The sequence below is a fragment of the Phragmitibacter flavus genome (genome assembly GCF_005780165.1).
GTDB classification, from domain to species: domain Bacteria; phylum Verrucomicrobiota; class Verrucomicrobiia; order Verrucomicrobiales; family Verrucomicrobiaceae; genus Phragmitibacter; species Phragmitibacter flavus.
In genome coordinates, this window is the sequence record NZ_VAUV01000002.1 from 157,434 (window position 1) to 181,830 (window position 24,397).

A 24,397-nucleotide genomic window follows, 5' to 3' on the forward strand; every position below is an offset into this window, starting at 1 on the left:
CAATAATTGGCAGATTCTCGTTTTTGCGACGAGGTTATTGAGAAGGTGCTCAGCAGAGGCTGAAGTTGATGATCAAAACACGCTGCGAACCAGTCCACCATCGACGCGCAGGGCGGCTCCATTGATGGCACCGGCAAGCGGACTGCTGACAAAAGTGACGAAGTCGGCGATCTCTTTGGGGTCGATAAGCCGTTCGATGAGGGAGGTAGGACGGTTTTCCTTCACGAACCGGCGCTCGGCATCTTGAAGCGATTCTCGGGAAAGATGTCTTGGACAAATTTTTCCACGCCTTCGGTTTTGGTGGAGCCGGGCAGGATGGTGTTGACGGTGACGGCGGTGCCTTTGGTCAGTTCGGCGAGACTGCGCGAGATCGACAATTGCATGGTTTTGGTGGCGGCGTAATGGGCCATTTCCGGCGAGGGGCTGATGGCGGATTCGCTGGAAACAAAAATGATGCGACCCGTGCCCTGATCGAGCATGGATTTTAAATAATGGCGGGCGAGACGGACTCCGCTCATGATGTTGACCTCAAACAAATGCTGCCAGGCTTCGTCGGTTTCGTCGAAAAATTCAACGGCTTCGTAAATGCCGAGGTTGTTGACGAGGATGTCGATTTTCGGGAACTGGCGGATGCTGACGGCGGTTCCTTCAGCAGTGGCGTTGTCGGCGGCGAGGGCGAGAAGCCTGGCTCGTGGCACTTTGGTTTGGATGTCGGCCATGGCGGCTTCGACGCTGGCAGCGCTGCGGCCATTGATGATGACGGTAGCACCTTCAAGGGCGAGTGAGGTGGCGATCTCTTTGCCGATGCCACCAGTGGAGGCGGTGACGAGTGCGGTTTTGCCGATAAGTTGGAGGTCCATAATAAGATGAGTAAAAATGGAACGAGCCTGCTGGAGTTGATGGATGCAGGACGGACTGGTCGTCCCCTGATGCCTTAGTCGGGGGACCGCCTTTTGAAGAGGCTGCGATCTTTCTATGTCAACGGAGACATCGAAGTCTCCTCTCGTGATCAACACTTACCTTAACTATTACCATGAATACTACTGCCAATACCCCAGATGCGAAAGATGTGCGCGGAGTCCTCGACAACCTGATCGAGATCAGCAAAGACGGCCAGGAAGGTTATCGGCTCGCGTCGGAGCATGCCACTGACCCTGCCTTGAAACAGGCGTTCTCCGAGCGCAGTGCTTCCCGTGCCCGTTTCGTGAGCCAGTTGCAGGATTTGCAGACGAGATACGGAACGAGTGATCCACAGGACAGCGGTTCCGTTAGTGGAAGCCTGCATCGTGCCTGGCTGCAGATTCGCTCGACGGTGGCCCGTCGCGAAGATCAGGCCATTCTTGAAGAAGCCGAGCGTGGTGAGGATGCAGCCGTTGCCGCCTATCGTGAAGCACTCACGCATCAACCACCCCTTCCTGCCGATGCGGTGACCACGGTCCAGGCCCAAGCCGCGGAAGTGAAGGAAGATCATGATTTTGTGCGTGATCTGCGTGACAGCGGACGGTTCGAGGTGAAAACGAATTCGTAATCGATCGTCCGACTGAATAGTCAAAATCCCCTCTAGCCCGCATCTGGAATATTCTTCCGTGATGCGGGCTTTTCTTTTTTGTTTGGCTGATTGGAATTAAACCATGCCACCGTTGGCGCGGATCGTTTGTCCGTTCACCCATGTTCCATCAGGACCAACGAGGAAGGACACCACACCGGCGATATCGTCGGGGCTGCCGAGGCGTTCAAGCGGGGCGAGTTTTGCCATGCCAGCGATTTGTTCGGGCGTTTTGCCATTCAGGAAAAGGTCGGTGGCGGTCGGACCGGGAGCCACGGCGTTGACGGTGATTTCCCGACCTCGGAGTTCCTTGGCGAAGATATTGGTCATCATTTCCACCGCTGCCTTGGTTGCGCCGTAAGCCGCGTATCCAGGCAGGGCAAGCCCGATCACGCTGCTCGAAAAGTTCACGATGCGTCCACCTTGGCGGAGTCGTGTGGCGGCGAGGCGAAGGGTGTTGAAAGTGCCTTTGACGTTGATGGAGAAGAGGCGATCAAACCACGCGTCATCGATGTCGGCGAGGGGAACGAGTCCAGGTTGCATGACCCCGGCATTGTTGATGATCACGTCGATGCCGCCGTAGGTTTGTTCGGTCTGATCAAACATGGCAGTGACTTCCGACACGTTGGAGACATCGGCTTGAATGGCGATGGCTTGTCCTCCGGCGGATTCGATCTCGTTGACGACCCGGGCGGCATCGGCAGCGCGTCCGGCGTAGTTGATGACCAGATTAAATCCATCGGCGGCAAGGCGTCTGGCAATGGCAGCACCGATGCCGCGTGACGATCCAGTGACGATGGCGGTTTTGTTTGAGCTGGCAGTCATGTGATTTGGTAAGTTCAGAGAACAAGATCAAGTTGTTCGGCAAAGATCTGAAGTGCAGAGAGTTTTTTGGAGTCATGAATTCGATTCCATTTACCACGAACCTGAACCACCTTGCGCGTCTGGGGATCGACTTCAATGGTGAGGTGATGGGATTCATATTTTTGCTCCTTGATGATGTCATAGGATTGCAGGCTGAAAATGGCCGAGTGACCCGCTTTGCAGCAGCCACCGTAGGCGTGAACACAGTGCCTCAATGTCTGGCTTTCGGCGATGAGTTGAGCATGGGAGTTGAGTTCCTGCATTTTCCAATGCCGAGTCCGACCACCATGGTGGGTGATTAGTTCAGCTGGAGTTGACCCGGTAATGAGAGGCCAGGTTGACGCGCCAAGATAGCGGAGTTCGGCTCGATAACTGGGGCGGTTCACATCGTCAATTTTGAAGTCCGGCAATGAAGCTCGGATGCTTGTGATGAAGGAACGCCAGTATTTTTGACTGAAGCACAGCAGTTCCTTTAATGGTCGATCCACCAGAGTCTTTGCGCGTTTCAAGCCGTGTTTGTCGAGCACCTCCAAAAGGGTGTCGGAGATGATGCCGAAATCATTTGGCGGCAGCTCAAGTGAAACGCTGAACTTCTCGACAAGCCGTGACCAGATCACGTCATTGGAGAAATCGTAGACCATGCGACTGGAAAGAACCGCATGGATGAGGGACTCGCTCCCGTTCATGGCTTTGACCTGTCCCCAGCGGAGGGCTTGCCGGATCGTCAGATGCGCTGGTGCGGTCTGGCTGAGATGCAATGCTCTCGAACTGATTGAGGGCGGCATGCCTGGGAGATTCCGGAGACTTGCACCGCTGCCGAGCAGGCAATACCAATCCCGCTCCAGATACACCAGATCGCCGTTCACCAGCCAGGCGGAGTGCAGGTATTCCGGCACGGGCCAAAGGACAAAGAGATGTTCAAGCAAATGTTGGATTTGTTCTTTTGGCGATGCCGATGAGTTTGGTCTCGGGATCCAGTCTTCTGGCTGGCGAATCCAATGTTTCGAATAAGCCGCGACACGCACCTGCACGGTGATGCAGGGGTATTCATCCGGATGGCTGGTGGTAAACAGGTCGGTATCGTTGATGAGGGTCACAAGAAGTCTTCGGAGGGATTGCCGGAGGTGGGGTAACTGTTGAGGGTGCCGGAAGATCTTTCCCACGCGCCGACAATGCTGGCGAAGGTTGTTGTTGCGGACGAGGCGCGCATTCCAGGCTTTTCCGTCGATGATGTTTAACAAAACGGAGGCGGAGCGAGGCAAGCGCGATTCCTCCGAATCGCGATGATGATTCATGTGATTTAATTCCTGATGAAGATTTGAGGGTCCAAAGCAGGCGCAGGGGCTGCTGTTTAGGACGCGTGTGCGCTTGCTCAGTGAGCGCGCGAGGACAGTGGCTGGATATCTGCTTAAATAATTTGTAGCAGCAGCAGTCCGAATCAGGAATGAGCGGTTAAGAACATGACATTGATGTTATTGCGCATGCGAACCGATAAATCAAATGGAATGCGAATTTTCAGAAGGCGAGTTCATAGGGTTCGGGTTGTCTTTGCCTTGGACAAGCACTACCTTCTTCCATGAAGACACTCGCGGACTATGAGCAGAAGTTCGACCGATTACGGGATGAATGTCCGGTGAGGGCGGCGCTGGATGTGATTCGTGGGCGGTGGAAACCTTCCATCTTGTGGGAATTGCATCTTGGAACAAAAAGGTTTTCGGATTTGCAGTCGGCATTGCCTGGAGTGACGGCCCAGGCGTTGACGGTGCAGCTTCGTCAACTGGAGGCAGACGGTGTGGTGGTGCGGACGGTGTATCCTGAAATGTCGGTGCGTGTTGAGTATGGGCTGACGGAACATGGCCATGCCTTGTCGGGGGTGATGGATCAACTGCAGGATTGGGGTGAGGCTTATCTGAAGCGGCAGGGTGCGGTCACAAAGTTGTGAGCCGGTCACAATCTTGGGACGAGGCAGGGGTGAGATTGCGGGTGCATGCTCGGCTCCTATGAAACCGAAATCCTTGTTAGTGATCAATGCCAGCGGACGTGTGACGCGTTCGGTTACACGCCATCTAACTCAGCGGTTTGTGGATCGGTGGATCGGTTTGGATGACGGGGCAGCCGTGACTTATCGGGACGTGGGATTGGAACCTCCAACGGCGATTGATGAGGCGTGGATTGCGGCGGGTTTTACGGAAGATCATCAACGCACCCCTGAGATGCGGGAGGCCTTGTCGACCAGTGAGGCGTTGATCGAAGAGATTGAAAATGCGAGGGTGGTGGTGATGGGGGTGCCGATGTATAACTTTGGCATGCCCGCAGCGATGAAGGCCTATCTGGACCAAATCGTGAGGGTGGGAAGGACGTTTGCCTTGACGGGAGATGATTCCCATCCGTATCAGCCGTTGCTGGAGTCAAAGCCGCTGGTGATCATCTCGGCGGCGGGAACGTCGGGATATGAACCGGGAGGTCACAGCGAGCATCTCAATTTTTTGGATCCGCATCTGAGAGCGGTGATGGCATTCATTGGACTGGACGACGCAGCGTTTGTTCGCGTGGTGTTTGAGGAGCAGCAGGATGGCCAGTTCAAGCGATCATTGAGTGCCGCGGAAGCGCAGGTGGATGCGAAGGTGGATGAGCTATTGGGCACGCTGGCGCTGAGTGGTGGAGGGTTGAAACCATGATCACGATGAATGAATTGGACGACAGTTTGCGGTTTGTGGCTGCGCTGGGATGTGGTCTGATGGCGGGGGTGTTTTTTGCGTTTTCGACCTTGGTGATGAAAGCGCTGGGAAGGCTTCCGACGGAGGATGGAATCGCGGCGATGCAGGCGATCAATGTGGGTGCCTTGAAGTCGTGGTTTTTGCCGGTGTTCATGGGGACGGCACTGCTGTGCCTGTTGGTGTTGGTTGGGTCCTTCGGGCAATGGGGAATGACGTCGACCTATTGGAGTATGGCCGGAGCGGCCTTGTATCTGGGTGGAACGTTTTTGGTGACGGTGATTTTTAATGTTCCCTTGAATGATGCATTGGCAGGCCTGACTTCCTCAGCTCCAGAGAGGACGACTTTTTGGGCGAACTATCAGGCGAGTTGGAATTTTTGGAATTATGTGAGGACGATGAGTTCGCTTGCGGGGTTGGGATTTTTGATGATGGGTTTTTGGAGATGGACATAAAAAATCCGGTGGGCGTTTCCCAAATGGGAGGCTCACCGGATAGAGGTGGACAAGGGACTGAGCGGGGATCAACCGAGCTTGGCGTCCAGCGTGATTTCTGCGTTGAGCAATTTTGAAACTGGGCAGCCGGTTTTGGCTTTGCCGGCGAGGTCTTGGAAGGTGGCTTCGTCGATACCGGGGATGACGGCGGTCATTTCAAGGTGGCTGGCAGTGATGGCGAATCCGCCGTCCTTGGGTTCCAATGAAATCGTGGCGGTGGTTTCAATTTTGTCAGGGGTGAATCCCGCACCACCGAGGATCATCGAGAACGCCATTGAGAAGCAGCCGGCGTGGGCGGCGCCGATGAGTTCTTCTGGATTGGTGCCCTGCTCGCCTTCAAAGCGGGTTTTGAAGGAATACGGTTTTTCGACCAGTGCGCCTGAGCCTGTCGAGACGGTGCCGGTGCCTTCCTTGAGGCTGCCCTGCCATACTGCGGATGCTTTTTGTTTCATGATGAATCGATGGTGTTGGGATGAGTCTGATATTACGGGTGGGGATTACCCTGTTAACGCAACAAACCGAGGAAGCGGTTGCGTTCAACCCACAAAAGAAACAGGGCGGAGAAGCAGATGATGATGATCATGGGGTTGAGAAGGCCCTGGCCATTGAGGACAAACTGATGGTAGGCGAGGACGTTGATGATGATGGGACCGAGGACCAGCAGGCCAAAGTTGCGGGTTTTGGGGATGATGACGAGGATGGCACCGATGAGTTCGAAGACCTTGACGAAGGTCATGTAACCCGTGGGACCGAAGGCTCCCATGAACATCGCAGCTGGCGAGCCTTCGGGAAATTTTGGCGCTTCAGCGAGCTGGAAAAGGCCAACGACGGAGGCCATGAGGAAGAGCAGACCGAGAATGGTGGCGGCGACGTGAGCAACGATTTTCATTTGGTGATTCGGATTAGAGATGAATGGGTTGTAGAATGGTGGACGGTCAACGACTCACAACGAATGGCACCGCCAGGTGAGGACAATTTTTTGTGATGTTGCCGTCGACTCAATTGCCGTTGCTGTCCGCACGAACACGGAAAAAGGCGCTGGGAGGGTTTCCGAGGGATGGATCGAGGGTGATCTCCCAAGTGGTGGTGCCTTTAATGGGATCGGCAGAGACTTCGTCCATGATGATTCCAGAAGAACTCCATGAATCGGGGTGAAGGTTGGTTGACCATTCGGGGACGATGCTCACAGGACCGAGCTGGGTGCGGGTGGTGACGATGAGTTTGGCACCCGATTCGCCGGGCGGATTGAGGCTCATGGCTTTCGACATGGAATCCGATTGCCTGGGTGCAAGAGCAAGGGCGAACTCGAGGAGGTTGCTGATGCCGTCGTTGTCGGGGTCTGCGTAGTCGGACCAGAGCGTTTCTTCGCTTTCAAGATGGAGCAGTTGATTGGGGGCGAAGTTGAGGTTTCGCCAGGTGGCGAGGGCGTTGGGGGCGACGACCTTCAGTTCGACGGGAAGTTGGAGGGAAAGGCGGTCGGGATCGTTGGTGGCGAGCGCGAGCAGGATGTTGTAGGTGCCGGGTGCGAGGCCGAAGGTGTTGACTTCCAAGTCGATGCTGGAGGCCAATCCGGGGCCGACGGTGCCGCTGGTGGTGAGGGGATTGATCCAGGTTTCAGGCATTTTGCGGAGGCTCTGATAGACGTTGAGGCGTCCGTCGCTGGCGACTTTTTGATTGAGAGCAGGGGGGTAGTCGGTGGAAACCATCAGGTAAGATTTCACCTGGTGGTTCGGATAATCTGGGTTGGCGCTCATCAACAGCGCGGCCGCACCGGTAACATGTGGGGCGGCCATGGAGGTGCCGCTGTAACTGGCATAGCGGGCACCGGGGAGGCAACTGATGATGTCGCTGCCGGGAGCGGCGAGGTCGACACTGATTTTGCCGTAGTTGGAAAAACTCGAGAGCTGGCTGGATTTGGTGGTCGAAGCGACGGAGATGATTCCTGCAGTGGTGTAGTTGGAGGGATAATGGGGAGCGCTGTCGTTGTTGGTTCCCTGATTGCCTGCGGCGGCGACGAAGAGGCCGTTGTTGGTGGCGCAGAAGTTTTGGATGCTTTGTTGGAGGTAGCTGGAAAAGCCGCCGCCACCCCAACTGGCGTTGATAAGACGGGCACCGCGTTGTCTGGCGTAGTCGACGGAGGCGATGGCGTCGGAGGTGTATCCGGAGCCGCCAGCGCTGAGAAACTGGACGGGCAATACTTTGGAATTCCAAGAAACGCCGACCACGCCGGTGGCGTTGTTGCCGAGGGCGGCGATGGTGCCGGAGACATGGGTGCCGTGGCCATTGACGTCGTCGGCATTGGAGGTGTCGGAATAGAAGTTCCAACCGCGGACATCATCCACGAATCCATTGTGATCATCGTCGATCTGATTACCCGCGATCTCGGCGCTGTTTTGTTTGATGTTGGCAGCGAGATCGGGGTGACTTAGAGAAACGCCGGTGTCGATGACGGCGACGGTGATGTTGGCTGAACCGGTGTTTTGATTCCAAGCTGCCTGGGCATCGATACCTCCCTGAAGGGAGCTTAGCATTCCCCATAGAAAGGGAAGTTGGGGATCGTTGGTGTTGCGTGGTGCGGGTGTGCCGCCGCCGGTTGGCTGGAGGCGGATGATCTGCCAGTTAAGGGGGGAGGTGCCGGTGTTGCGAATGGTGAAGCGTTCGGTGCCTTTGGTGTCCGCGACCATGTTAACCCTCAAATGGGCGGGTTCGAGGGAGATTCGGGGAGGGGTCTGAACCGTGCCGGACAGGGGGATAGTTACTATGGGTTTGTTGGGATCGTTGGTGGCAACGCGCAGTTCTGCGGTCGGAGAACCCGTAGTGGTGGGAGTGAATCTCGTGGAAAGGAAGAAGGGTTGACCTGCACCCAGTTGTGCGGGCAACGGCGCATCAAGGGAGAATTGGGGGTCGCTGATCGACAGGACCTGGAGCGTTAATGGAGAGAGCCCGGCGTTGCGGAATTCGATGAGACGGGTAACGGAAGATCCCAATGCAACGGTGGGGAAGGTGAGCCCTGCACTCGGAAACACCGTAGCAATGGGGGCGGTGGTTTGTTCGCCGATTTGGAAGGCGCTGATGCGCACGTTATCGATGGCTGAACCGCCTTGGGTGCCACCGTCTGAGGTGCTGAAGCGGATGGCGGCAACGTCGGCCAGGACGCTGGTGATGCTGCCGGTGACCGGGGTTTGGTTGTTCAACTGGAGGGTATAGGTGTTGGTCGTTAGATTGACGTCAATGACCACCCGATTGAGAGCGCTGGCGGAGAAAGGGATCGAGACGAGAGATCCTCCATGCATGGAAATGGAAGAGGGTGAAAACGTAAACCTGACGAAGTTGGTTATTCCATCAAAAAACACCGAGGTGGAATCGCTGTTGTCCAGCGAGGTCAGATCAAATTCGACGCGGTAGGTTTTTGCATTGAGCTTAAGATCGAAGCGAGGCTGGCTGTAGTTGCTGGAGTTGCCTCCGTCGATGAGTTCCAAAGGACGATTATTGAGCACTCCGAAGGTTTCGCGGACGATGGGGTTGCCGAAATTGAGGCTGCTGGGTGCATGGTGCCCGCCAACGGCACTGACTTGTCCGATGACATGAGGAGCTTCATCCCAGTTGACGTCGTAGATGACTGGCAGCGTCGGGGGAACAGGCGGGGGCGTTTCCTGGCCATTCAAGGTGACCAGAAGGTTGTCGAGCATGAACGGTTGATCGGAGAAGCGCAGTTTCACCAGTGAGTCAAAACTGGCCGGAAATTGGAAGGTTTGGAAATCCTTCTGGGGACCTGCGCCATCGATGATGCCATCAGTGGTGAACTGGGTGAACACGGTTGTGCCGTCTTGTTTGGTGCCGGTGACCCGAACGGTTTTAGGGGTGGGAAAAACGGTGCTGTATTCTGCCAGATCGACAGAATGGGCCTTGAAGGGAAGGCCATCCTTGTGTTCAAAGTCGGTGTCAAGGTCTCCATACAGCGAGCGTAGGTAAAAGCCGCCATTCTCCGGGTAACCGCTGGTGTAGGCATTCTGGATGTAGACGGAAGATTCGTTGGTAGAGCGAGCGATCTTGAAGCCGTGCCGGTAAGCGTAAGGCCGGTAGTCACCGGAACGATTCTCAAAATCCAACAAACGGCTGCCATCACTGGAAGTCGAGGTCGCGGCGTCTGCCTGGATGAGTGAGGTCAAAGCGCTTGGCACCGAAGGTCCGTTGTCATTGTCCTGCCACCAATTTTGAGTTTCGGGATCAAGGAACCGCTGGGCTTCGGGCACCCAAATGAGTTCTTTGGCGCTTCCGAGGGTCTCCTGGGTGAAGACGAGATAATCGGGTTCTGCCCGGGCGAGGAGTTTGGTGGCGCGATCCACGGCGTCGATCGAGCCGTTCCCCACGGATACGAGGTGGATATTTGAATTGGGCAGAGTTTTGAGAATGCGGTAGCCGAATTGATTGAGCCGAGTTTGAAAAGCATCTGAACTCTCATCGGCTTCTGGAGTGATCAGAACGTGGTCGGCAACGAAGGCAGACTCCTGACGCAAGTTCTCAGCGACGGGTGAGTCGCCGGAAAAATTTTGGCGCACGACGACGGTGGGATATTTGCCGGTGGTTTTGACCAGGGTGTCGACCCGCGTGGATTGGCCGCCAGTGGCAGAGGTTTTCTGAACTTTGACGATTTCGGTGGCGCGCAGTCGACGGAAAGTGTCGCTGACGATGATTCGATTTGACTGGTTGGTTTGTGCGGTTGGGGCAGGCGCAATCGTGGTCGCGGGTGGTTTGGCGGCTTCGGTTGAGGAGACTGCGCTGGCTCCCGTGATAACTTGATCGGGCAAATTAGGATGATTGGTGGCCGTTGGTGGGATGGGGCTCTGACGTGCCGAAGGTGCTGCATCCTGCCTTTGTTGTTGGGATGCATCATGTTTCCACAATGACAAAAAAGCTATGGCTGCCAAAAGCGGGATGATTGCTACCAGCAAAATCCACCGCGACAATTTGAATCGAAATCTAGTTTTCATGGCGGCGGAGATGAGGAAATGGATCGCTCGAGCTGGGGCGCATCGAATTCATGGCAGGAAATAAGTTTTAGGTCAACCTACAATTGAGGAGTAGGTGCGGATGTAACAATCCGCAGTCTGGCGTTGCTCATCTTTTGTGAGAGGTGAAGAGTGGATGTTCCATGTCCGACCACCCTCTTTTGCGCCGACTTCCTGAATCGCCGGATTGTTCCAATGACGAATTGTTGGACAGGTTTCTGGATTATGTGATGGAGAAAAAACTGGAGCTTTACCCGGCGCAGGAGGAGGCGATTCTTGAACTGTTTGAGGACAAGCATGTCATCTTGAACACACCGACGGGATCGGGGAAGTCGCTGGTCGCAACGGCTTTGCATTTTCGATCTTTGGCGAAGAAGCGGAGGTCGGTTTATACCTGTCCGATCAAGGCATTGGTGAACGAGAAGTTTCTCGCGCTGTGTCGGGATTTCGGGCCGGATCAGGTGGGGATGGCGACGGGGGATGCAACGGTGAACCGGGATGCGCCGATCCTTTGCTGCACGGCGGAGATTTTGGCAAATTATGCTTTGGGCAACGGCAGTGAGGCACCGTTTGGGGAAGTGATCATGGACGAGTTTCATTATTACTCGGATCAGGAGCGCGGGGTGGCGTGGCAGGTGCCGTTGCTGACGATGAGCAAGTCGCGGTTTTTGTTGATGTCGGCGACCATGGGTTCGACGGAGTTTTTTCAGAAGGAGTTGACGAGGCTGACGGGCGCGGAGGCCGTGATTGTTTCGTCAAGGGATCGCCCGGTGCCGTTGGAGTTTAGTTATGTGGAGTCATCGGTGGATGTCACCTTGCAAGAGTTGATTGGCGAGAGAAAGGCTCCGGTCTATCTGGTGCATTTCACGCAGAACGATGCGGCACAGGCGGCACAGGACTTGATGAGCCTTAACTTCTGTTCGGCGGAGGAGAAGTTATCCATCAAAGAGTATCTGGTGGGGGTGAAGTTCACGAGTCCTTATGGCAAGGAAGTGAAGAAATACCTGAGTCATGGGATCGGGATCCATCATGCGGGATTGTTGCCGAAGTATCGGGTGTTGGTGGAGCAGCTGGCTCAGCGCGGATTGTTGAAGGTGATTTGTGGAACGGATACGTTGGGAGTGGGGGTGAATGTGCCGATTCGCACGGTGTTGTTTACCAAGTTGAGCAAATATGGCGGACAGAAAGTGGCGACGTTGTCGGCGCGGGATTTTCATCAGATCTCGGGTCGCGCAGGAAGAAAAGGATTTGATGATGTGGGGTTCGTGGTGGCACAGGCACCTGAGCATGTGATCGAGAATGCGAAGATGGATGCGAAAGCGGCGGGCGATCCGAAGAAGTTGAAGAAGATGGTGAAGAAAAAACCACCGGAAGGTTTTGTTGGGTGGAATGAGGAGACGTTCAAAAAGTTGCAGGGGGCGGCGCCGGAGCCGTTGGTTTCGAGGTTTCAGGTTACGCACGGGATGTTGCTGGAGGTGTTGAGCCGGGATGGTGATGGGTGTGCGGCGATGCAGCAGATCATTCGGGATTCGCATGAGACGGCGGCGCAGAAGAAAAAACATCGGGCGCGGGCCTGGGAGTTGTTTCGGGCGTTGATCAATCGGAAGATCATTGAGATCCTGCCGAAGTCGGAGCAAGTGAAGGGTGGAAGGAAGTTGCGGGTGAATGTCGAGTTACAGCAGGATTTTTCGCTGAACTATTCGTTGTCGTTGTATCTCATTGACACGCTGGCGTTGATCGATCCGGCGTCACCGACTTATGCGGCAGATATCCTCACGCTTTGCGAGTCGATCATGGAAAATCCGGATCTACTTTTGCGCAGGCAACTTAGCAAGGTGAAGGACGAAGCGATGGCGGCGATGAAGGAGGAGGGGATTCCGTATGAGGAGAGGATCGCGCGATTGGAGGAGTTGGAATATCCCAAACCTTGCCGGGATTTTATTTACAACACGTTCAATGCTTTTTCTGAAGCGCATCCGTGGGTGGGGCAGGAAAACATTCGACCGAAGAGCATTGCGCGGGAGATGTTCGAGAATTTTCGGGGATTTGCGGATTACATCAATGACTATGAGCTGCATCGGGCGGAAGGGGTGTTACTGAGACATATTTCCGGGGTGCACAAGATTCTTGCGCAGACGGTGCCGGACCGGTTCAAAACAGAGCCGGTGCAGGAAATGGAAGCTTGGCTGGCGGGAGTGTTGCGTGGGACGGACTCGAGTTTGTTGGATGAGTGGGAGCGTTTGCGTGATCCGAACTGGAAGCCTGATGAAGACGAGGATGAGAAGAAAAAAGACGAGGTGGTGGATGTAACACGGAACAAACGGGAGTTTACGGCATTGGTGAGGACGGAGATCTTCCGGTTCATGAAGGGGTTAATCGGCGGCAGTCCGGGCGCGGCGTTGAAGATGGTGGGATCGGTGTTGAAGGAGGAGGTGTTGCTAACGGCGCTGGATGACTATCTTGACGGGCATGAGCGGATTTGTCTGGATAATGAGGCGCGCAATGGTCGGCATACTTATGTGGAGGTTGCGGAGGATGTGAAGAGTTGGAGGGTTTGTCAGGTATTGGTAGACCCCGAGGGGTTGAATGACTGGCAGTTGGAGTTTCGAGTGGACCTGGTGTTGGCGAGGGAGGAGGGGAAGGTGTCGTTGATGTTGCAATCGATGGCTCCCGTGCATGAATTTAAGGTGGAGTGATGGGTTATGAAAAAGAAGGGAGCAACTACAGTCGAGACGGAATGGACCGCCAGGCAGCTTGAAGAAGCGGTGGCAACGATCCTGATTTGGTTGGAGGAGCATCGCAGTGACAACGTGCGTGCGGGGATGGCGAGATATGCAATTCCTGCGGAGAAGGCGTTGGGAATTTCGGTCGGTGACTTGCGGCGATATGCGAAGCTGTTGGGGCGGGATCAGAGGTTAAGTGAGGCGCTATGGAAAACGGATGTTTATGAGGCGAGGATGCTAGCCGTTTTTGTGGGTGATCCCTTGAAAGTAAGTGCGAAGGTGATGGATGAGTGGTGTGGGGATTTTGATAGCTGGGCGATTTGCGACACGGCCTGTTTTCATTTGTTTGATCAGACGCCGCATGCGTTGAAGAAGATTTTTAAGTGGGCGAAGGAGAAAGGGGAGTTTCAGAAAAGAGCGGCGTTTGCGTTGCTGGCGAGTGCGGGAGATTTGTCGGTGGAAGAGAATTTGAGGTGTTTGCCGCTGATTGGGAAAGCGGCGGGTGATGAGCGGAATTTTGTGAAGAAAGGGGTAAGTTGGGCGTTGCGGGCGATGGGGAGTCGGCATGCAACGTTGCATGCGGCGGCGCTTGAAATGGCCGAACGGCTGGTGGAATCGGAAAGTGCGTCGGCGCGATGGATTGGAAGGGATGCGTTGAGATTTCTGAAGAGTGCGGCGACGTTGAGGCGATTGGAGGCGAAATCGCGGGCGAGCAGGGTGGCGGTGTGATGGCTGCCGACCGTTGTGAGGACATTCATCCCTCCTACACCCAGACGCAAAATCTGAGTTTATGATCGGAGCCAGATGTTGCGGTAGCGGACCGGGTCGCCGTGGTTTTGTAGGTAAATGGGACCAGGGGTGGGAGTTTCGGTTTTGATGGGGGAGGACCCGGTGGGGCCGGGAATTTCCTGGTTTTCGTGAATGAGGACACCGTTGTGTTTGACGGTGACTTTGGCGTTGGCGGTCTTTTTGCCTTCGGCATCGAATTTCGCGGCGGTGAAGTCGATGTCGTAGGTTTGCCAGCTGAGGGGCGGGTAACACATGTTGACTTTGGGAACGGCGATTTTGTAGAGGCCGCCACATTCGTTGTCTTTGCCTTCGAGGCCGAAGCTGTCGAGCATCTGGATTTCATATCGTCCCTGGAGGTAGATGCCGCTGTTACCGCGTTTTTGGCCGCGCCCGGTGGGGGTGTAGGGGAGGCGGAATTCGAGATGGAGGGAGAAGTCGTTGAAGAGGTCGGTGCTGGTGGCGCCTTGCGTGAGGAGACCGTCTTCCGTGACGTTGGATTTGATGAAGCGGTTGATGTCTTTGCCGTCGAAGAGAACTTGGGCACCGGTTGGAGGGGTTGCGTTGAGGGTGGGGGATTCACGGGTGACGCGGTCGAGCTCCATGAGGCTTTTGCCGTGGGGATCGGTGACGAAGATCTTGTTGCCGTCGACTTCACCGACGTATTCTTCGGACCTGAAGATGACAGTGGTGTCGCCGGGATTGCGGCTGCCCTGGCGGCGATCGATTTTTGATTTGTCGCCATCCCAGCCCTCGCCGGGGAGACCACCATGATAAGAGACGGCTTCGAAGGTGTTGTCGCCGAGGGCGATGATTTGGACGGCGAATTTGCCGCCGTCGGGAGCGGTGCCGGTGTATTCGCCCTGAATGATGAAGTCGTCGTCGGTGCTGGCGGGATTGTCGTAGGCCTTGGGTGGCGGTGGTTTGGGAGCGTCTGGCGGTTTAGGGGCGGCGATGAGAGCGAAGGTGCCGAGAAGAAAGAGGAGCAGGGAGAGGCGCATCGGAGGGATACGCGGTAGGGCGGGAGGATTTTGCGGACGATGTCAGTCGGCGTCGGTGGAATTGAGGGCGAGCTTTTTGCGGAGGGTGGCGCGGTTCATTTGCAGGGCGCGGGCGAGCAGGGTGGGTTTGTGTTCATAGCGGGGGAGGAGGGCGGCGAGGAGTCGGTTTTCGAGTTCGTCGTGAAGAGAGTCATAGCTGGCGGGGTCGCTGTTGTCGTTGTTAGCGGTGAGCCGGGTGTCGAGCCACTGATGGAGAGCTTGGTCGATGAGATCGGAAGAGGGGGGAAGTGGGTGACGGAGTTCGCGAGGGAGGTGGGCAGGATGGAGGATGTTGCTGGTGGAGGTGCTGACGGCGTATTCGAGGACGTTGCGGAGTTCGCGGACGTTGCCGGGCCAGGGGTGATTTTTGAGGAGGGTGAGGGTTTCTGCGGTTAGGGTGATGGGTCGGTGGGGACTGATGTGATGGAGAAGGTTTTGACAGAGAATGGGGAGATCGCCAAGGCGGTCGGCGAGGGGGGGGAGGGGGACTTCGAGGACACGCAGGCGGTAATACAAGTCTTCGCGAAAACGTTTTTCGGCGACGGCGCGGTTGAGGTTTTGATTGGTGGCGGCGATGAGGCGGAGGTCGACGCTGAGGTCGTCGCGACCACCGACGCGGGTGAAGGTTTTTTCTTCGACGAAGCGGAGAAGTTTGACCTGGATGGAGAGGGGGATTTCGGCAATTTCGTCGAGGAACAGGGTGCCACCGGCGGCACGTTCGAGGTGGCCGGTTTTGGTGGTGAGGGCTCCGGTGAAGGCTCCTTTTTCGTGGCCGAAGAGTTCGGCTTCGAGAAGGGTTTCAGGGAGGCTGGCGCAGGAGAGGGTGATGAAGGGTTGCTGCTGACGAGGGCTGTGGTGGTGGATGACTTTGGCGGCGAGGGATTTGCCGATCCCGGTGGGGCCAGTGATGAGGACGGGGGAGGATGAGGAGATGGCGTGGGCGATGGCGGCAAATGCGGGTTGCATGGCCGGAGAGTTGCCGACGAGTTGAGGAAGCTCGGAAAGGGCGGTGGTGGTTGCAGGGGGAAGGGTGGTGGGAGAGGGGAGGATCGAGTGGAGGGTTTGTTGGAGTTCGTGGAGGTCGAGGGGTTTGACGAGGTAGGCGGATGCGCCGCGTTTGCGGGCTTCGACGGCGTTGTGAAGGTTGCCGTGGGCGGTGATGATGAGAACGGGGAGATCGGGATGGTCGAGGCGGATGGTGTTGAGGACTTCGAGGCCGTTGTTGTCAGGAAGGCCGATGTCGAGGATCACGAGGGATGGGGTGGTTTGGTTGAGTTTCTGCAGGCCCATCGCGGCGGAGGCGCAGAGGATGGGATGCATTTGGAAGCGCTGGATGAACTGGCCGAGGGCGGCGGCGAGGGCGGCTTCGTCTTCGATGATGAGAACGGGATGCATGAGGTCAGAATGGGTGTTTGATTTGGCCACAAAAGATCACAAAGAACACAGAGTGGGGAAGCTAGGCTGGAAGAGAGATGGTGACGGAAGCACCTTGGGCGGGAGGAGTTCGGTTGGTGATGGTGAGGGTGCCGTGGTGGGCTTTGAGGATTTCGGAGACCACGCTGAGGCCGATGCCCATGCCGCCTTCCTTTTCACTGAAGAAGAATTCGGCGTGGCGTTCGAGGGCGGCCGGGGAGAAACCGCCGCCGGTGTCGGTGAAGGTGAGGGTGGTTTGGTGGGAAGTGGACTGATGGATGCCGGTGATGGTAAGGGTGCCGCCTTGGGGCATGGACTGGATGGCGTTGTTGATGAGGTTGTTGAAGACTTGCAGGAGCCGGCGTTGATCGGCTTCGACGATGAGGTCGGTGGGGAGGTCAAGATCGATGGTGATCTGGGAATGTTGCGTTTGGGAAGCGTGGGATTGCAGAGATTGCTGGAGAAGGGTTTGGAGGTTGACTGCGGATTTGACGGGTGGGTCGGGTTTGCTGAGAAAGAGCCATTGGTTGACGAGGTCGCTGATGCGGTCGGCTTCGGTATTGATGAGGTGGGCAGCGGGGAGGTTGGCATCGAGGGCCGCGAGTTGGGCGTGCATTTTGATGGCACTGACGGGGTTTTGAATTTCGTGGGCGAGGGCGGCGGTCATGCGACCGAGGACCGCGAGTTTTTCGGCTTGTTCCCGTTGCTGGCGCTCGTGTTTGAGGGCTTGGTTGGTGCGGAGAAAAGCGCGGGCGAGGTCGCCGATTTCGTCGTGACGGGATGCTTCTGGGAGATGGAGGGGATCGGCGGTTTCGATGGCCGGGAGTTGGCTGGCGAGGTTTTGAAGTGGTCGGACCAACCCGCGGGTGATGAGCCAGGCGAGCAGAAGGGCGACGCACCAGAAGGCGGCGAGGATGGCATAGGTGCGGGGTTGCATGACGGATCGCCAGGCGGTGAAGGCGGGTCGGGTGATGAAAAGATCGTGACCGGATGGAAGGGGAACGGCGACGGCCTCCATGCTGCCGCTGCGGTGACAATTGGCGTCTGCGGGGATGGTTGCAAGGTTGGGTGTGCTGGACAGCCACAGTGGCTGGGGAACGAGGTTGCCATTGGAGCGAAAGTGGACCTGGATGCCGAGCACTTCGGTAAGCTGGCGCGCCATGCGGTCGGAGGCGGGCAGATTCATGCGACTGAGGAAGCTGGCGTTGGTGCGGGCGAGTTTTTCGAACTGGGCACGGTCTTCTCGGGTGAGGTTCCAGCCCATCCAGACAACGAGGGCGATGGTGCCAGTGAGGACGAAGGCGAAGAAGGGCAGGCTGATGCGCCATGGCAGCCGTGGGAGTGGCATGAAGGTGTTTTGGGAGCGGGTTGAGCGGATAAACTTTATCCATGGGAGGCTGACTTGTGAATGTTTTTTATCCATGATTTGAAAGGAAACGATGGACATTGAAAATTGTGAGTGAGCCGGAAGCTTAGTGAGAGTGGGGTTGCAGGCTTTGAGTGGTGGGGTGGCATGCTCTGTGCCTTACCGCGCGGCGCTTACCTCACCCTATGAAAAGAATAACACACCCAATCAAAATGCACTTCCCGTTGGCCATGGCGGCGGGATGTTGTTTGTTTCAGGCCGCAGCGGCAGAACCCAACTTTTCGACGACGGAGATCGAGCCGGTCGTGGTCACTGCGACGCGCAGTGCAACACCTTTGGCTGAAGTCCCTTACACAGTGCATTTGATTGATCAGGAGCGCGTCACGGAGATGGCACCACAAAGTTTTCCGGAGGCGTTGAAGGAGATTCCGGGAGTGTTCATTCAGCAGACTTCGCATGGTCAGGGGTCGCCTTACCTGCGGGGTTTCACGGGGTTTCGGACGTTGACAATGATTGACGGGATTCGCTTGAACAACTCGGTTTTTCGCGATGGTCCGAATCAGTATTTGAGCACGATTGATGTGTTGTCGCTGCGCGGAATCGAAGTGGTGAAAAGCCAGGGTTCGGTGCTTTATGGGAGTGACGCGATTGGCGGGGTGATCAATGCCTTGACCAAAGGTCCGGTGTATCGTGCGCCGGATCCACTGGCGATCACCCCCGTGGCTAAAGGGGCGAAGAATGTGCAGCCGACGGCCCCTGCTCCGTTAGCGGGCGGGCCTTACATCACCGGCTTGATGTCGACGCGTTATGCGACGGCGGAGGATAGCTGGACAGGGCGTCTTGAGGGCAGCATCAGTGAATACGAAAAGTATGGTTTCTACCTTGGGCTTACTGGACGCACGTTTGGGGATCTGCGTGCGGCGGGTGTGGGGCGGCTTCCAGAGACGGGTTACGATGAATTGGGATTGGATGCGAAACTGGAGCTGTTTTTGGCTGACAATGTGAAGCTGACGATCGCGCACAATCAGATGGTGCAGGAGGATGTATGGCGCACGCATCGCACCATCTTTGCGGTGCCTTATGAAGGGAGTTCAATTGGCAATGAGCGGGAGCATTATTTTGATCAGCATCGTCATCTCAGTTATGTGAGATTGGAAGGCACGCCGGACAATGGCTGGTTGGATCGCTGGCAGGCGACGTTGTCTTATCAACGTCAGAGTGAAGACATTCATCGCACGGCGGCGGATCGCAGCAGCCGGATTGATGGGTTTGATGCAGATACCTTTGGGTTTGATTTACAATTCGAAAGCGGCACGGCGATGGGTGACCTGACTTATGGTGTGAGTTATTATCTGGACAAGGTGGATTCGTTCTCGGATCGGTTCCGCGCGGACGGCAGCTTCAATCGTTCGGCCATTCAGGGGCCGGTGGGGGATGACTCCGACTATCATCTGGGCAGCGCGTTTTTACAGGATGTGATCAAGCTCAATGACCGCTTGGAATTGACCCTTGGTGCTCGTTACACCTATGCGAAGGCAGAGGTTGGAAAGGCGGAAGATCCGATCAGCGGGGAAGAGGTGTCGTTTGATGATGACTGGAACGATGTGTCGGGCAATGCGCGGTTGTTGTTTGGTGTGGATGAAGAGAAGCACTTGAAGCTTTTCACCGGGGTCTCGCAGAGCTTCCGTGCGCCCAATCTTTCGGACGTTTCGCGGTTGGATTCGGCTCGTTCCAATGAGCTGGAAACGGCGGCACCTGGCCTTGATCCGGAGAAGTTTTTGACCGGGGAAATCGGGATGCGTTGGGATAGTGAGACGGTGTCGGCGGGCCTTGCTTATTTTTATACGGATGTGAAGGACATGATTGTGCGGGCACCGACCGGGCGGATCGTGGATGGGTTAGACGAGGTGACCAAGCTGAATGCAGGAGATGGCTACATTCAGGGCATTGAGTTTGATTTGAGCTGGCAGTTTCATCCGCAGTGGCGGGTGTTTGGCAGCGTGGCCTGGCAGGATGGAAAGGTGGAGGGGTTTCCGAATTCAACGACGGAACGGGTGGAAGAGCCGGTGAGCCGCTTGTTGCCTTTGTCGGGCTTGGTGGGGTTGCGTTGGGATAGTCCAGCGGAGCGTTTCTGGGTGGAAGGCACGGTGTTGATGGTGGATCGGCAGGATCGGCTGAATGCCGGGGATCGTGCGGACACGCAGCGCATTCCGCCCGGGGGCACGCCGGGTTATACGGTGGCGACTTTGAGGAGTGGATGGCGGGTGACGGATGCGTTCACGCTGACGGCGGCGGTGGAGAACCTGAGCGATGAGGCTTATCGCGTGCACGGTTCCGGGGTGAACGAGCCGGGGGTGAATTTTGTGTTTGGGGCGGAGGTGAGGTTTTAGGTGTGGTGGCGGGTGTCCCACACGCCTTTGTTGAATAGTTTTTCTATGTTTTCAGGGCGGGTGTGGGACACCCCCGACCACTCACTCGCTCAACCAAGGGTAAACCCATCTTGCAGGCCGGCCTTGAGGGGGTTTTGGAGGATGTAATTCTCGATGCGTTGCAGCTCAGCCTCATCCCGCACGATGTGATCGTAGCTTTCTGATTGCCATAACTCTCCCTTTCGGCCGAGGGCTTCGTTGATCTTCCGGGCAGTGAAACGTTTCCATGAGTGCAGGATGTCTTTCAAGGCGTGCTCGCCTTGCGGGCATATCAGAGCGTGCACATGATTCGGCATGATGACGAAGCGACCCAAGGTATACCGCTCGTTGTGAAAGTAGCGCAGGGCATTTTCCACGACGTTGCGGGATTCCGGGTTGCGCAGGAGGCAGGAGCCGTGGCCGTCGTCGAGCATGCGTTCGAAGGTTTGGGTGAAGCGGGTGCGGAACTCCCGGCGCAGGGCTTCGGGGAGGGTTTGGAGTTTGTGCCGCCACTGATTTTCGGAATCGTAGGTGATGCCATGCACGCGTAGCCAGATGGTGCGTTGTTCTTCCCAGCTTCGCAGTAGAGGCGCGGGCACGGAGTCGGCGAGGCGGAAGTTGACGAAGTAGGTGACGTGTTGTTGCGTCCAGTGGGGAAGCTGCTGCCGGGTGACGGTGATGGGTTTGTCGAAGTCGAGTGGGTGCACGGGTTGCAGGGGTGGTGTCGGATGTCCCATACAACTGTAGAATAATCTGGCAGGCTGCGCCTGCAAAAAAGATTTTGGTTCAGGTGTGGGACACCCCTGACCACACCACGGCAGGAGTCAGGTTTGCCGGTCGATGTGGACTTCGACGATCATTTCGCGGGTTCCTTTGCCGCGGAAGTTGCCGCTCAAGGGGCGGATGTCTCCGTAGTCAGCACCGACGGCAAGTTTGATGTAACGGGTGTCGTATCTGGCGGGGCGGACCAATGTTTCCTCCAGAATTTTTCTCCCGTTCCGCTAAGTGGTGCGTGAATAACAAAATTGTTATTATCTTATCGGCCAAAATCTGATTGAGTGGGTGAATGCTGGTGGTTTTGTTTCCTGGTTCGTTAATTTTGTGACTTATGCGCATTCTTATTGTGGAAGATGAATCGCGCAGTCGCGAATTTTTGATCAAGGGGCTGCGGGAGTCAGGTTTTGCGGTGGATGGGGCAGAAGATGGAGATGAGGGGTTGAGTCTTGCTGAGGAGGTTGATCATGATTTGATTGTGCTGGATGTGATGCTGCCGGGTAAGACGGGGTGGCAGGTGCTTGAGAAATTGAGGGCGCTGGGTCGGGAGACTCCTGTGTTGTTTCTGACGGCGAGGGATGCGATTGAGGATCGGGTGCGGGGGTTGGAGTTGGGGGCAGATGACTATTTAGTGAAGCCGTTTGCTTGGGTTGAGTTCCTGGCACGAGTAAGGGCGTTGTTGAGGCGGGGGCCTGTGAAACAAATGGAGTCTTCGGGAATTGCCGATCTGGAACTGGATTTGCGTCGAATGAAGGCGAAGCGAGGTAAAAATGTGATTGATCTTACGGCGAAGGAGTTTCAGTTGCTGAGCTTGTTGGTGAGGCGGACGGGTGAGGTGTTGTCCCGGACGACGATTGCTGAATTGGTTTGGGATATGAATTTTTCGACAGAGTCCAATGCCGTGGATGTGGCGATGGGGCGGCTGAGAAGAAAGGTGGATGAGCCGTTTGAAAGGAAGCTCATTCATACCCAAAGGGGTTTGGGTTATGTTTTGGAGGATCGTGATGAAGATTGAACATCCTTCATTGCCTCCAGCGCTGGCGCTGACGACAAGGTTGGTGCTTGGGTATATGCTGGTGGCGTTTTTCACGCTGTCGGCGGCAGCAGTGTTTTTGCATGAAATTTTGGATTATGGATTTGAAGTGGAAGATGCGGGGTTGATGTCAGATCATGTGCGTTTGCTGCGTCGGGAGATGCTGGAAAGTCCTGAGGAGTTGGGACGGGTGCGTGAGATTATTGGGGCGACGGCGAATGCGCAAAGTTTGGAAAAATATTTTGGGCGGTTGTTGGAGGATGATGGGACAACGCTGGTTGAAACCAGAGGGTATGAAGAGCTGGCGGTTGCGCGTGAAGCTTTTCCAAAGCCCGTAGGTGTTTCGGACAATCTTCAGAAAGTGGTTCGTTCAAGGTCGTTGTCGGGCACGCCGTTGTTTCTTGCTTCCGCATTGATGACACGTCGTGCGGGGGAGCCTCCGCTGGTCTATCTTGTTGCTTTGGACATTACGCATGTTGACAATTGGTTGGAAAAATTTCGGGTGCAGTTGTTTTTTGTGGTGGTTACAGGGACGGTAATTTCAGGCTTGTTGGCGTGGTTTTTGACTCGGACGGGATTGAGGCCGTTGCAGGAGATTACTGCGGGCATGCAACGGGTGGGTGCGAAGGGGTTGGATGAGCGGTTGAGTCGTAATCGATGGCCACATGAGCTTGCGGCGATGGCGGGCGAGTTTGACTTGATGCTGGAGCGTTTGCATGAGGCGTTTCAGAGGCTTTCACAATTTTCCGCTGATGCTGCGCATGAATTCCGCACGCCGTTGAACAACCTGATGGTGTCGACGAGCTTTCTGCTTTCGCGTGATCATGATAAAGAGGAATACCGGCAGGCACTGGTGGCAAACTTCGCGGAGTTTGAGCGGATGAAGCGGTTGGTGGACAGTTTGCTTTTTCTTGCGCGTGCGGACAATGCGGAGGCGGTGATCAAAAAAACCGTGGTGGATGCTCGGGTGCTTGCTGGTGGGGTGGTGGATTTTTTTTCGGCTTTGGCGGAAGAGCATGGGGTGATGCTGGTGAGTGATGGGAGTGGCGAGTTGCTGGCGGATGAGACGTTACTGCGCATGGCGCTTGCGAATCTTGTTTCCAATGCTTTGCGGCATACTCCAAGGGGGGGGAGGGTGAGCGTGCTGATTGATGGCCGATTAGACGACTGTAAGATTACGGTAACTGATTCGGGCATCGGTATCGACGAAGTGCATTTACCGCGGTTATTCGACCGGTTTTACAGGGTTGATGCGGCGCGATCCAGTGTGGCTGCGGATGCTGGTGTGGGGTTGGGTTTGGCTTTGGTGAAGACGGTAGCGAGTTTGCATGGTGGGTCGGTAGAGGTATGGAGCAAGCAGGGGTTGGGAACGTCCATGACGCTGCTGCTGCCCCGAAGGTGTGATTAACACGAATGTTAGGCGGGCGTCATGATCCCGTCACGTGGGGAAGGTAACATGACAGGACTGATCGATCTGGTTCGAGCAGTGGTGCCGCGACGCAAATTCAGGCCGTTGTGTTCGCTGCCCATGAGGATCCCTGGCCCAAGAAACATGCATTTGTCAAATTTCCCCACGTCAATATTGGACAAGCCATCGTCACGGTTTTCTTCGGAGTTTACCGGCTGGAGGAGAGGGCGCATTCTTTTCACGAGGCTGATTCTGTTGGTGTCAGTGGTTTTGCTTTTGGCCTCAGGGAATAGGATGGCTGGACATGATCAAGTGGAGGTCATGATGGCGGTGATGGGGTTGTTGTTAGTGGCAATGGGGGTGTGGGGTAGGATTTGGTGCACGCTTTATATTGGCGGCAGGAAGGATCAGATGCTGGTGACGGATGGGCCGTATGCAAGGTGTCGTAATCCGCTTTATTTTTTCAGTGCGTTGGCAGGGTTGGGGGTGGCTGCGGCGGCTGGGTCTGTTGTTGTTTTGGGTGTGGTGATGGCGTTTTTTGCTGTTGGATACCATTTTGTCATCAGGGCTGAGGAAAAGAAGTTGTTGGGTTTGCATGGGGAGAGTTTTTTGAACTATTGCAAGGAGGTTCCACGGTTTTGGATGAGGCTGCGCCTGCAGAGGTCAATGGCTCCTGAACAGCAGGTGTTTAGTTCCAAGCTGTTTCATCGCACGTCGCGAGATGCTTCGTGGTTTTTCGTGGCCTGGTCAGCGGTGCTTTGGGTGAAGATTTTGCATCAATCTGGAGCGCTGCCGTGTTGGTGGAATATCCCATGAGGA

Annotated in this window: 20 protein-coding genes and 1 pseudogene; 10 read left to right on the plus strand and 11 right to left on the minus strand. The window is 55.9% G+C overall.

The window, feature by feature from the left end:
* Positions 1-72: 72 nt before the first annotated feature.
* A pseudogene (locus FEM03_RS02660) lies at positions 73-860 on the minus strand (SDR family NAD(P)-dependent oxidoreductase).
* 173 nt (positions 861-1,033) lie between these two features.
* On the opposite strand from FEM03_RS02660, the gene FEM03_RS02665 reads away from it, so the two are divergent.
* On the plus strand, positions 1,034-1,528 hold the full coding sequence (locus FEM03_RS02665) for a ferritin-like domain-containing protein (protein ID WP_138084631.1): 495 nt from the start codon (positions 1,034-1,036) through the stop codon (positions 1,526-1,528).
* Between the two features lie 96 nt (positions 1,529-1,624).
* Here FEM03_RS02665 and FEM03_RS02670 read toward each other — a convergent pair whose 3' ends face one another.
* Together FEM03_RS02670 and FEM03_RS02675 are read right to left on the minus strand one after the other, a co-directional pair.
* Positions 1,625-2,371, minus strand: coding sequence for an SDR family oxidoreductase (locus tag FEM03_RS02670; protein WP_138084632.1), 747 nt, complete (start codon positions 2,369-2,371; stop codon positions 1,625-1,627).
* Positions 2,372-2,385: 14 nt separating this feature from the next.
* Positions 2,386-3,507 carry a PcfJ domain-containing protein gene (locus FEM03_RS02675; protein WP_166442567.1) on the minus strand — a complete coding sequence of 374 codons (1,122 nt, stop codon included), beginning with the start codon at positions 3,505-3,507 and terminating at the stop codon, positions 2,386-2,388.
* A gap of 479 nt (positions 3,508-3,986) precedes the next feature.
* Here FEM03_RS02675 and FEM03_RS02680 point away from each other — a divergent pair, with 479 nt between their 5' ends.
* The 3 genes from FEM03_RS02680 to FEM03_RS02690 are packed head-to-tail and all read left to right on the plus strand — an operon-like array spanning position 3,987 to position 5,579.
* The gene (locus tag FEM03_RS02680; RefSeq protein ID WP_138084634.1) at positions 3,987-4,352 is read left to right on the plus strand and encodes a winged helix-turn-helix transcriptional regulator; all 366 of its coding nucleotides are present in this window, start codon (positions 3,987-3,989) and stop codon (positions 4,350-4,352) included.
* A 58-nt stretch (positions 4,353-4,410) separates the two neighbouring features.
* Positions 4,411-5,088 carry an FMN-dependent NADH-azoreductase gene (locus tag FEM03_RS02685; RefSeq protein ID WP_138084635.1) on the plus strand — a complete coding sequence of 226 codons (678 nt, stop codon included), beginning with the start codon at positions 4,411-4,413 and terminating at the stop codon, positions 5,086-5,088.
* A gap of 5 nt (positions 5,089-5,093) precedes the next feature.
* A complete protein-coding gene (locus tag FEM03_RS02690; protein ID WP_138084636.1) occupies positions 5,094-5,579 on the plus strand; it encodes an anthrone oxygenase family protein in 486 nt (161 codons plus the stop codon).
* A 68-nt stretch (positions 5,580-5,647) separates the two neighbouring features.
* Here FEM03_RS02690 and FEM03_RS02695 read toward each other — a convergent pair whose 3' ends face one another.
* The 3 genes from FEM03_RS02695 to FEM03_RS02705 form a co-directional block, all read right to left on the minus strand.
* The gene (locus FEM03_RS02695; protein WP_138084637.1) at positions 5,648-6,070 is read right to left on the minus strand and encodes an OsmC family protein; all 423 of its coding nucleotides are present in this window, start codon (positions 6,068-6,070) and stop codon (positions 5,648-5,650) included.
* A gap of 53 nt (positions 6,071-6,123) precedes the next feature.
* Positions 6,124-6,507: a hypothetical protein gene (locus FEM03_RS02700; protein WP_138084638.1), complete on the minus strand. Its 384-nt coding sequence runs from the start codon at positions 6,505-6,507 to the stop codon at positions 6,124-6,126.
* A 109-nt stretch (positions 6,508-6,616) separates the two neighbouring features.
* Positions 6,617-10,426, minus strand: coding sequence for a S8 family serine peptidase (locus FEM03_RS02705; protein ID WP_166442568.1), 3,810 nt, complete (start codon positions 10,424-10,426; stop codon positions 6,617-6,619).
* A 344-nt stretch (positions 10,427-10,770) separates the two neighbouring features.
* Between FEM03_RS02705 and FEM03_RS02710 the strand changes: the two genes are divergently transcribed.
* Both FEM03_RS02710 and FEM03_RS02715 read left to right on the plus strand, forming a co-directional pair.
* On the plus strand, positions 10,771-13,323 hold the full coding sequence (locus FEM03_RS02710) for a DEAD/DEAH box helicase (RefSeq protein WP_138084640.1): 2,553 nt from the start codon (positions 10,771-10,773) through the stop codon (positions 13,321-13,323).
* Between the two features lie 6 nt (positions 13,324-13,329).
* Positions 13,330-14,079, plus strand: coding sequence for a DNA alkylation repair protein (locus tag FEM03_RS02715; protein ID WP_138084641.1), 750 nt, complete (start codon positions 13,330-13,332; stop codon positions 14,077-14,079).
* Between the two features lie 59 nt (positions 14,080-14,138).
* Here the strand turns inward: FEM03_RS02715 and FEM03_RS02720 are convergent, their stop codons facing one another.
* The 3 genes from FEM03_RS02720 to FEM03_RS02730 form a co-directional block, all read right to left on the minus strand.
* A complete protein-coding gene (locus FEM03_RS02720; RefSeq protein WP_138084642.1) occupies positions 14,139-15,137 on the minus strand; it encodes a 3-keto-disaccharide hydrolase in 999 nt (332 codons plus the stop codon).
* Positions 15,138-15,179: 42 nt separating this feature from the next.
* Complete coding sequence (locus FEM03_RS02725; protein WP_138084643.1) at positions 15,180-16,571, minus strand: sigma-54-dependent transcriptional regulator; 1,392 nt, start codon at positions 16,569-16,571, stop codon at positions 15,180-15,182.
* 61 nt (positions 16,572-16,632) lie between these two features.
* Positions 16,633-17,937: a sensor histidine kinase gene (locus FEM03_RS02730; RefSeq protein ID WP_166442569.1), complete on the minus strand. Its 1,305-nt coding sequence runs from the start codon at positions 17,935-17,937 to the stop codon at positions 16,633-16,635.
* A gap of 230 nt (positions 17,938-18,167) precedes the next feature.
* Between FEM03_RS02730 and FEM03_RS02735 the strand changes: the two genes are divergently transcribed.
* Positions 18,168-20,345 carry a TonB-dependent receptor gene (locus FEM03_RS02735; protein WP_166442570.1) on the plus strand — a complete coding sequence of 726 codons (2,178 nt, stop codon included), beginning with the start codon at positions 18,168-18,170 and terminating at the stop codon, positions 20,343-20,345.
* Positions 20,346-20,434: 89 nt separating this feature from the next.
* On the opposite strand, the gene FEM03_RS02740 is transcribed toward FEM03_RS02735, so the two are convergent.
* Both FEM03_RS02740 and FEM03_RS24255 read right to left on the minus strand, forming a co-directional pair.
* Positions 20,435-21,070, minus strand: coding sequence for a transposase (locus FEM03_RS02740; RefSeq protein WP_166442571.1), 636 nt, complete (start codon positions 21,068-21,070; stop codon positions 20,435-20,437).
* A 117-nt stretch (positions 21,071-21,187) separates the two neighbouring features.
* Positions 21,188-21,334 carry a hypothetical protein gene (locus FEM03_RS24255; protein ID WP_166442572.1) on the minus strand — a complete coding sequence of 49 codons (147 nt, stop codon included), beginning with the start codon at positions 21,332-21,334 and terminating at the stop codon, positions 21,188-21,190.
* A 137-nt stretch (positions 21,335-21,471) separates the two neighbouring features.
* Between FEM03_RS24255 and FEM03_RS02745 the strand changes: the two genes are divergently transcribed.
* The 3 genes from FEM03_RS02745 (at position 21,472) to FEM03_RS02755 (ending at position 24,394) form a co-directional block, all read left to right on the plus strand.
* Entirely contained in the window at positions 21,472-22,152 is a 681-nt protein-coding gene (locus FEM03_RS02745) for a heavy metal response regulator transcription factor (RefSeq protein WP_138084647.1), read from the plus strand.
* Entirely contained in the window at positions 22,142-23,578 is a 1,437-nt protein-coding gene (locus FEM03_RS02750; protein ID WP_206170825.1) for a heavy metal sensor histidine kinase, read from the plus strand. Before FEM03_RS02745 ends, FEM03_RS02750 begins: the two co-directional genes overlap by 11 nt.
* A 294-nt stretch (positions 23,579-23,872) precedes the next feature.
* Entirely contained in the window at positions 23,873-24,394 is a 522-nt protein-coding gene (locus FEM03_RS02755; RefSeq protein WP_166442574.1) for a methyltransferase family protein, read from the plus strand.
* The last annotated feature ends 3 nt before the right edge of the window (positions 24,395-24,397 follow it).

What these genes read in the sequence shown, in the direction of transcription:
- FEM03_RS02685 (WP_138084635.1), top strand. Translation starts at nt 4,411, where the DNA reads ATGAAACCGAAATCCTTGTTAGTGATCAATGCCAGCGGACGTGTGACG.
- FEM03_RS02695 (WP_138084637.1), bottom strand. Translation starts at nt 6,070, where the DNA reads ATGAAACAAAAAGCATCCGCAGTATGGCAGGGCAGCCTCAAGGAAGGC.
- FEM03_RS02700 (WP_138084638.1), bottom strand. Translation starts at nt 6,507, where the DNA reads ATGAAAATCGTTGCTCACGTCGCCGCCACCATTCTCGGTCTGCTCTTC.
- FEM03_RS02725 (WP_138084643.1), bottom strand. Translation starts at nt 16,571, where the DNA reads ATGCATCCCGTTCTCATCATCGAAGACGAAGCCGCCCTCGCCGCCGCC.
- FEM03_RS02670 (WP_138084632.1), bottom strand. Translation starts at nt 2,371, where the DNA reads ATGACTGCCAGCTCAAACAAAACCGCCATCGTCACTGGATCGTCACGC.
- FEM03_RS02710 (WP_138084640.1), top strand. Translation starts at nt 10,771, where the DNA reads ATGTCCGACCACCCTCTTTTGCGCCGACTTCCTGAATCGCCGGATTGT.
- FEM03_RS02690 (WP_138084636.1), top strand. Translation starts at nt 5,094, where the DNA reads ATGAATGAATTGGACGACAGTTTGCGGTTTGTGGCTGCGCTGGGATGT.
- FEM03_RS02665 (WP_138084631.1), top strand. Translation starts at nt 1,034, where the DNA reads ATGAATACTACTGCCAATACCCCAGATGCGAAAGATGTGCGCGGAGTC.
- FEM03_RS02755 (WP_166442574.1), top strand. Translation starts at nt 23,873, where the DNA reads ATGGCTGGACATGATCAAGTGGAGGTCATGATGGCGGTGATGGGGTTG.
- FEM03_RS02715 (WP_138084641.1), top strand. Translation starts at nt 13,330, where the DNA reads ATGAAAAAGAAGGGAGCAACTACAGTCGAGACGGAATGGACCGCCAGG.
- FEM03_RS02730 (WP_166442569.1), bottom strand. Translation starts at nt 17,937, where the DNA reads ATGCCACTCCCACGGCTGCCATGGCGCATCAGCCTGCCCTTCTTCGCC.
- FEM03_RS02745 (WP_138084647.1), top strand. Translation starts at nt 21,472, where the DNA reads ATGCGCATTCTTATTGTGGAAGATGAATCGCGCAGTCGCGAATTTTTG.
- FEM03_RS02735 (WP_166442570.1), top strand. Translation starts at nt 18,168, where the DNA reads ATGCACTTCCCGTTGGCCATGGCGGCGGGATGTTGTTTGTTTCAGGCC.
- FEM03_RS02680 (WP_138084634.1), top strand. Translation starts at nt 3,987, where the DNA reads ATGAAGACACTCGCGGACTATGAGCAGAAGTTCGACCGATTACGGGAT.
- FEM03_RS02720 (WP_138084642.1), bottom strand. Translation starts at nt 15,137, where the DNA reads ATGCGCCTCTCCCTGCTCCTCTTTCTTCTCGGCACCTTCGCTCTCATC.
- FEM03_RS02750 (WP_206170825.1), top strand. Translation starts at nt 22,142, where the DNA reads ATGAAGATTGAACATCCTTCATTGCCTCCAGCGCTGGCGCTGACGACA.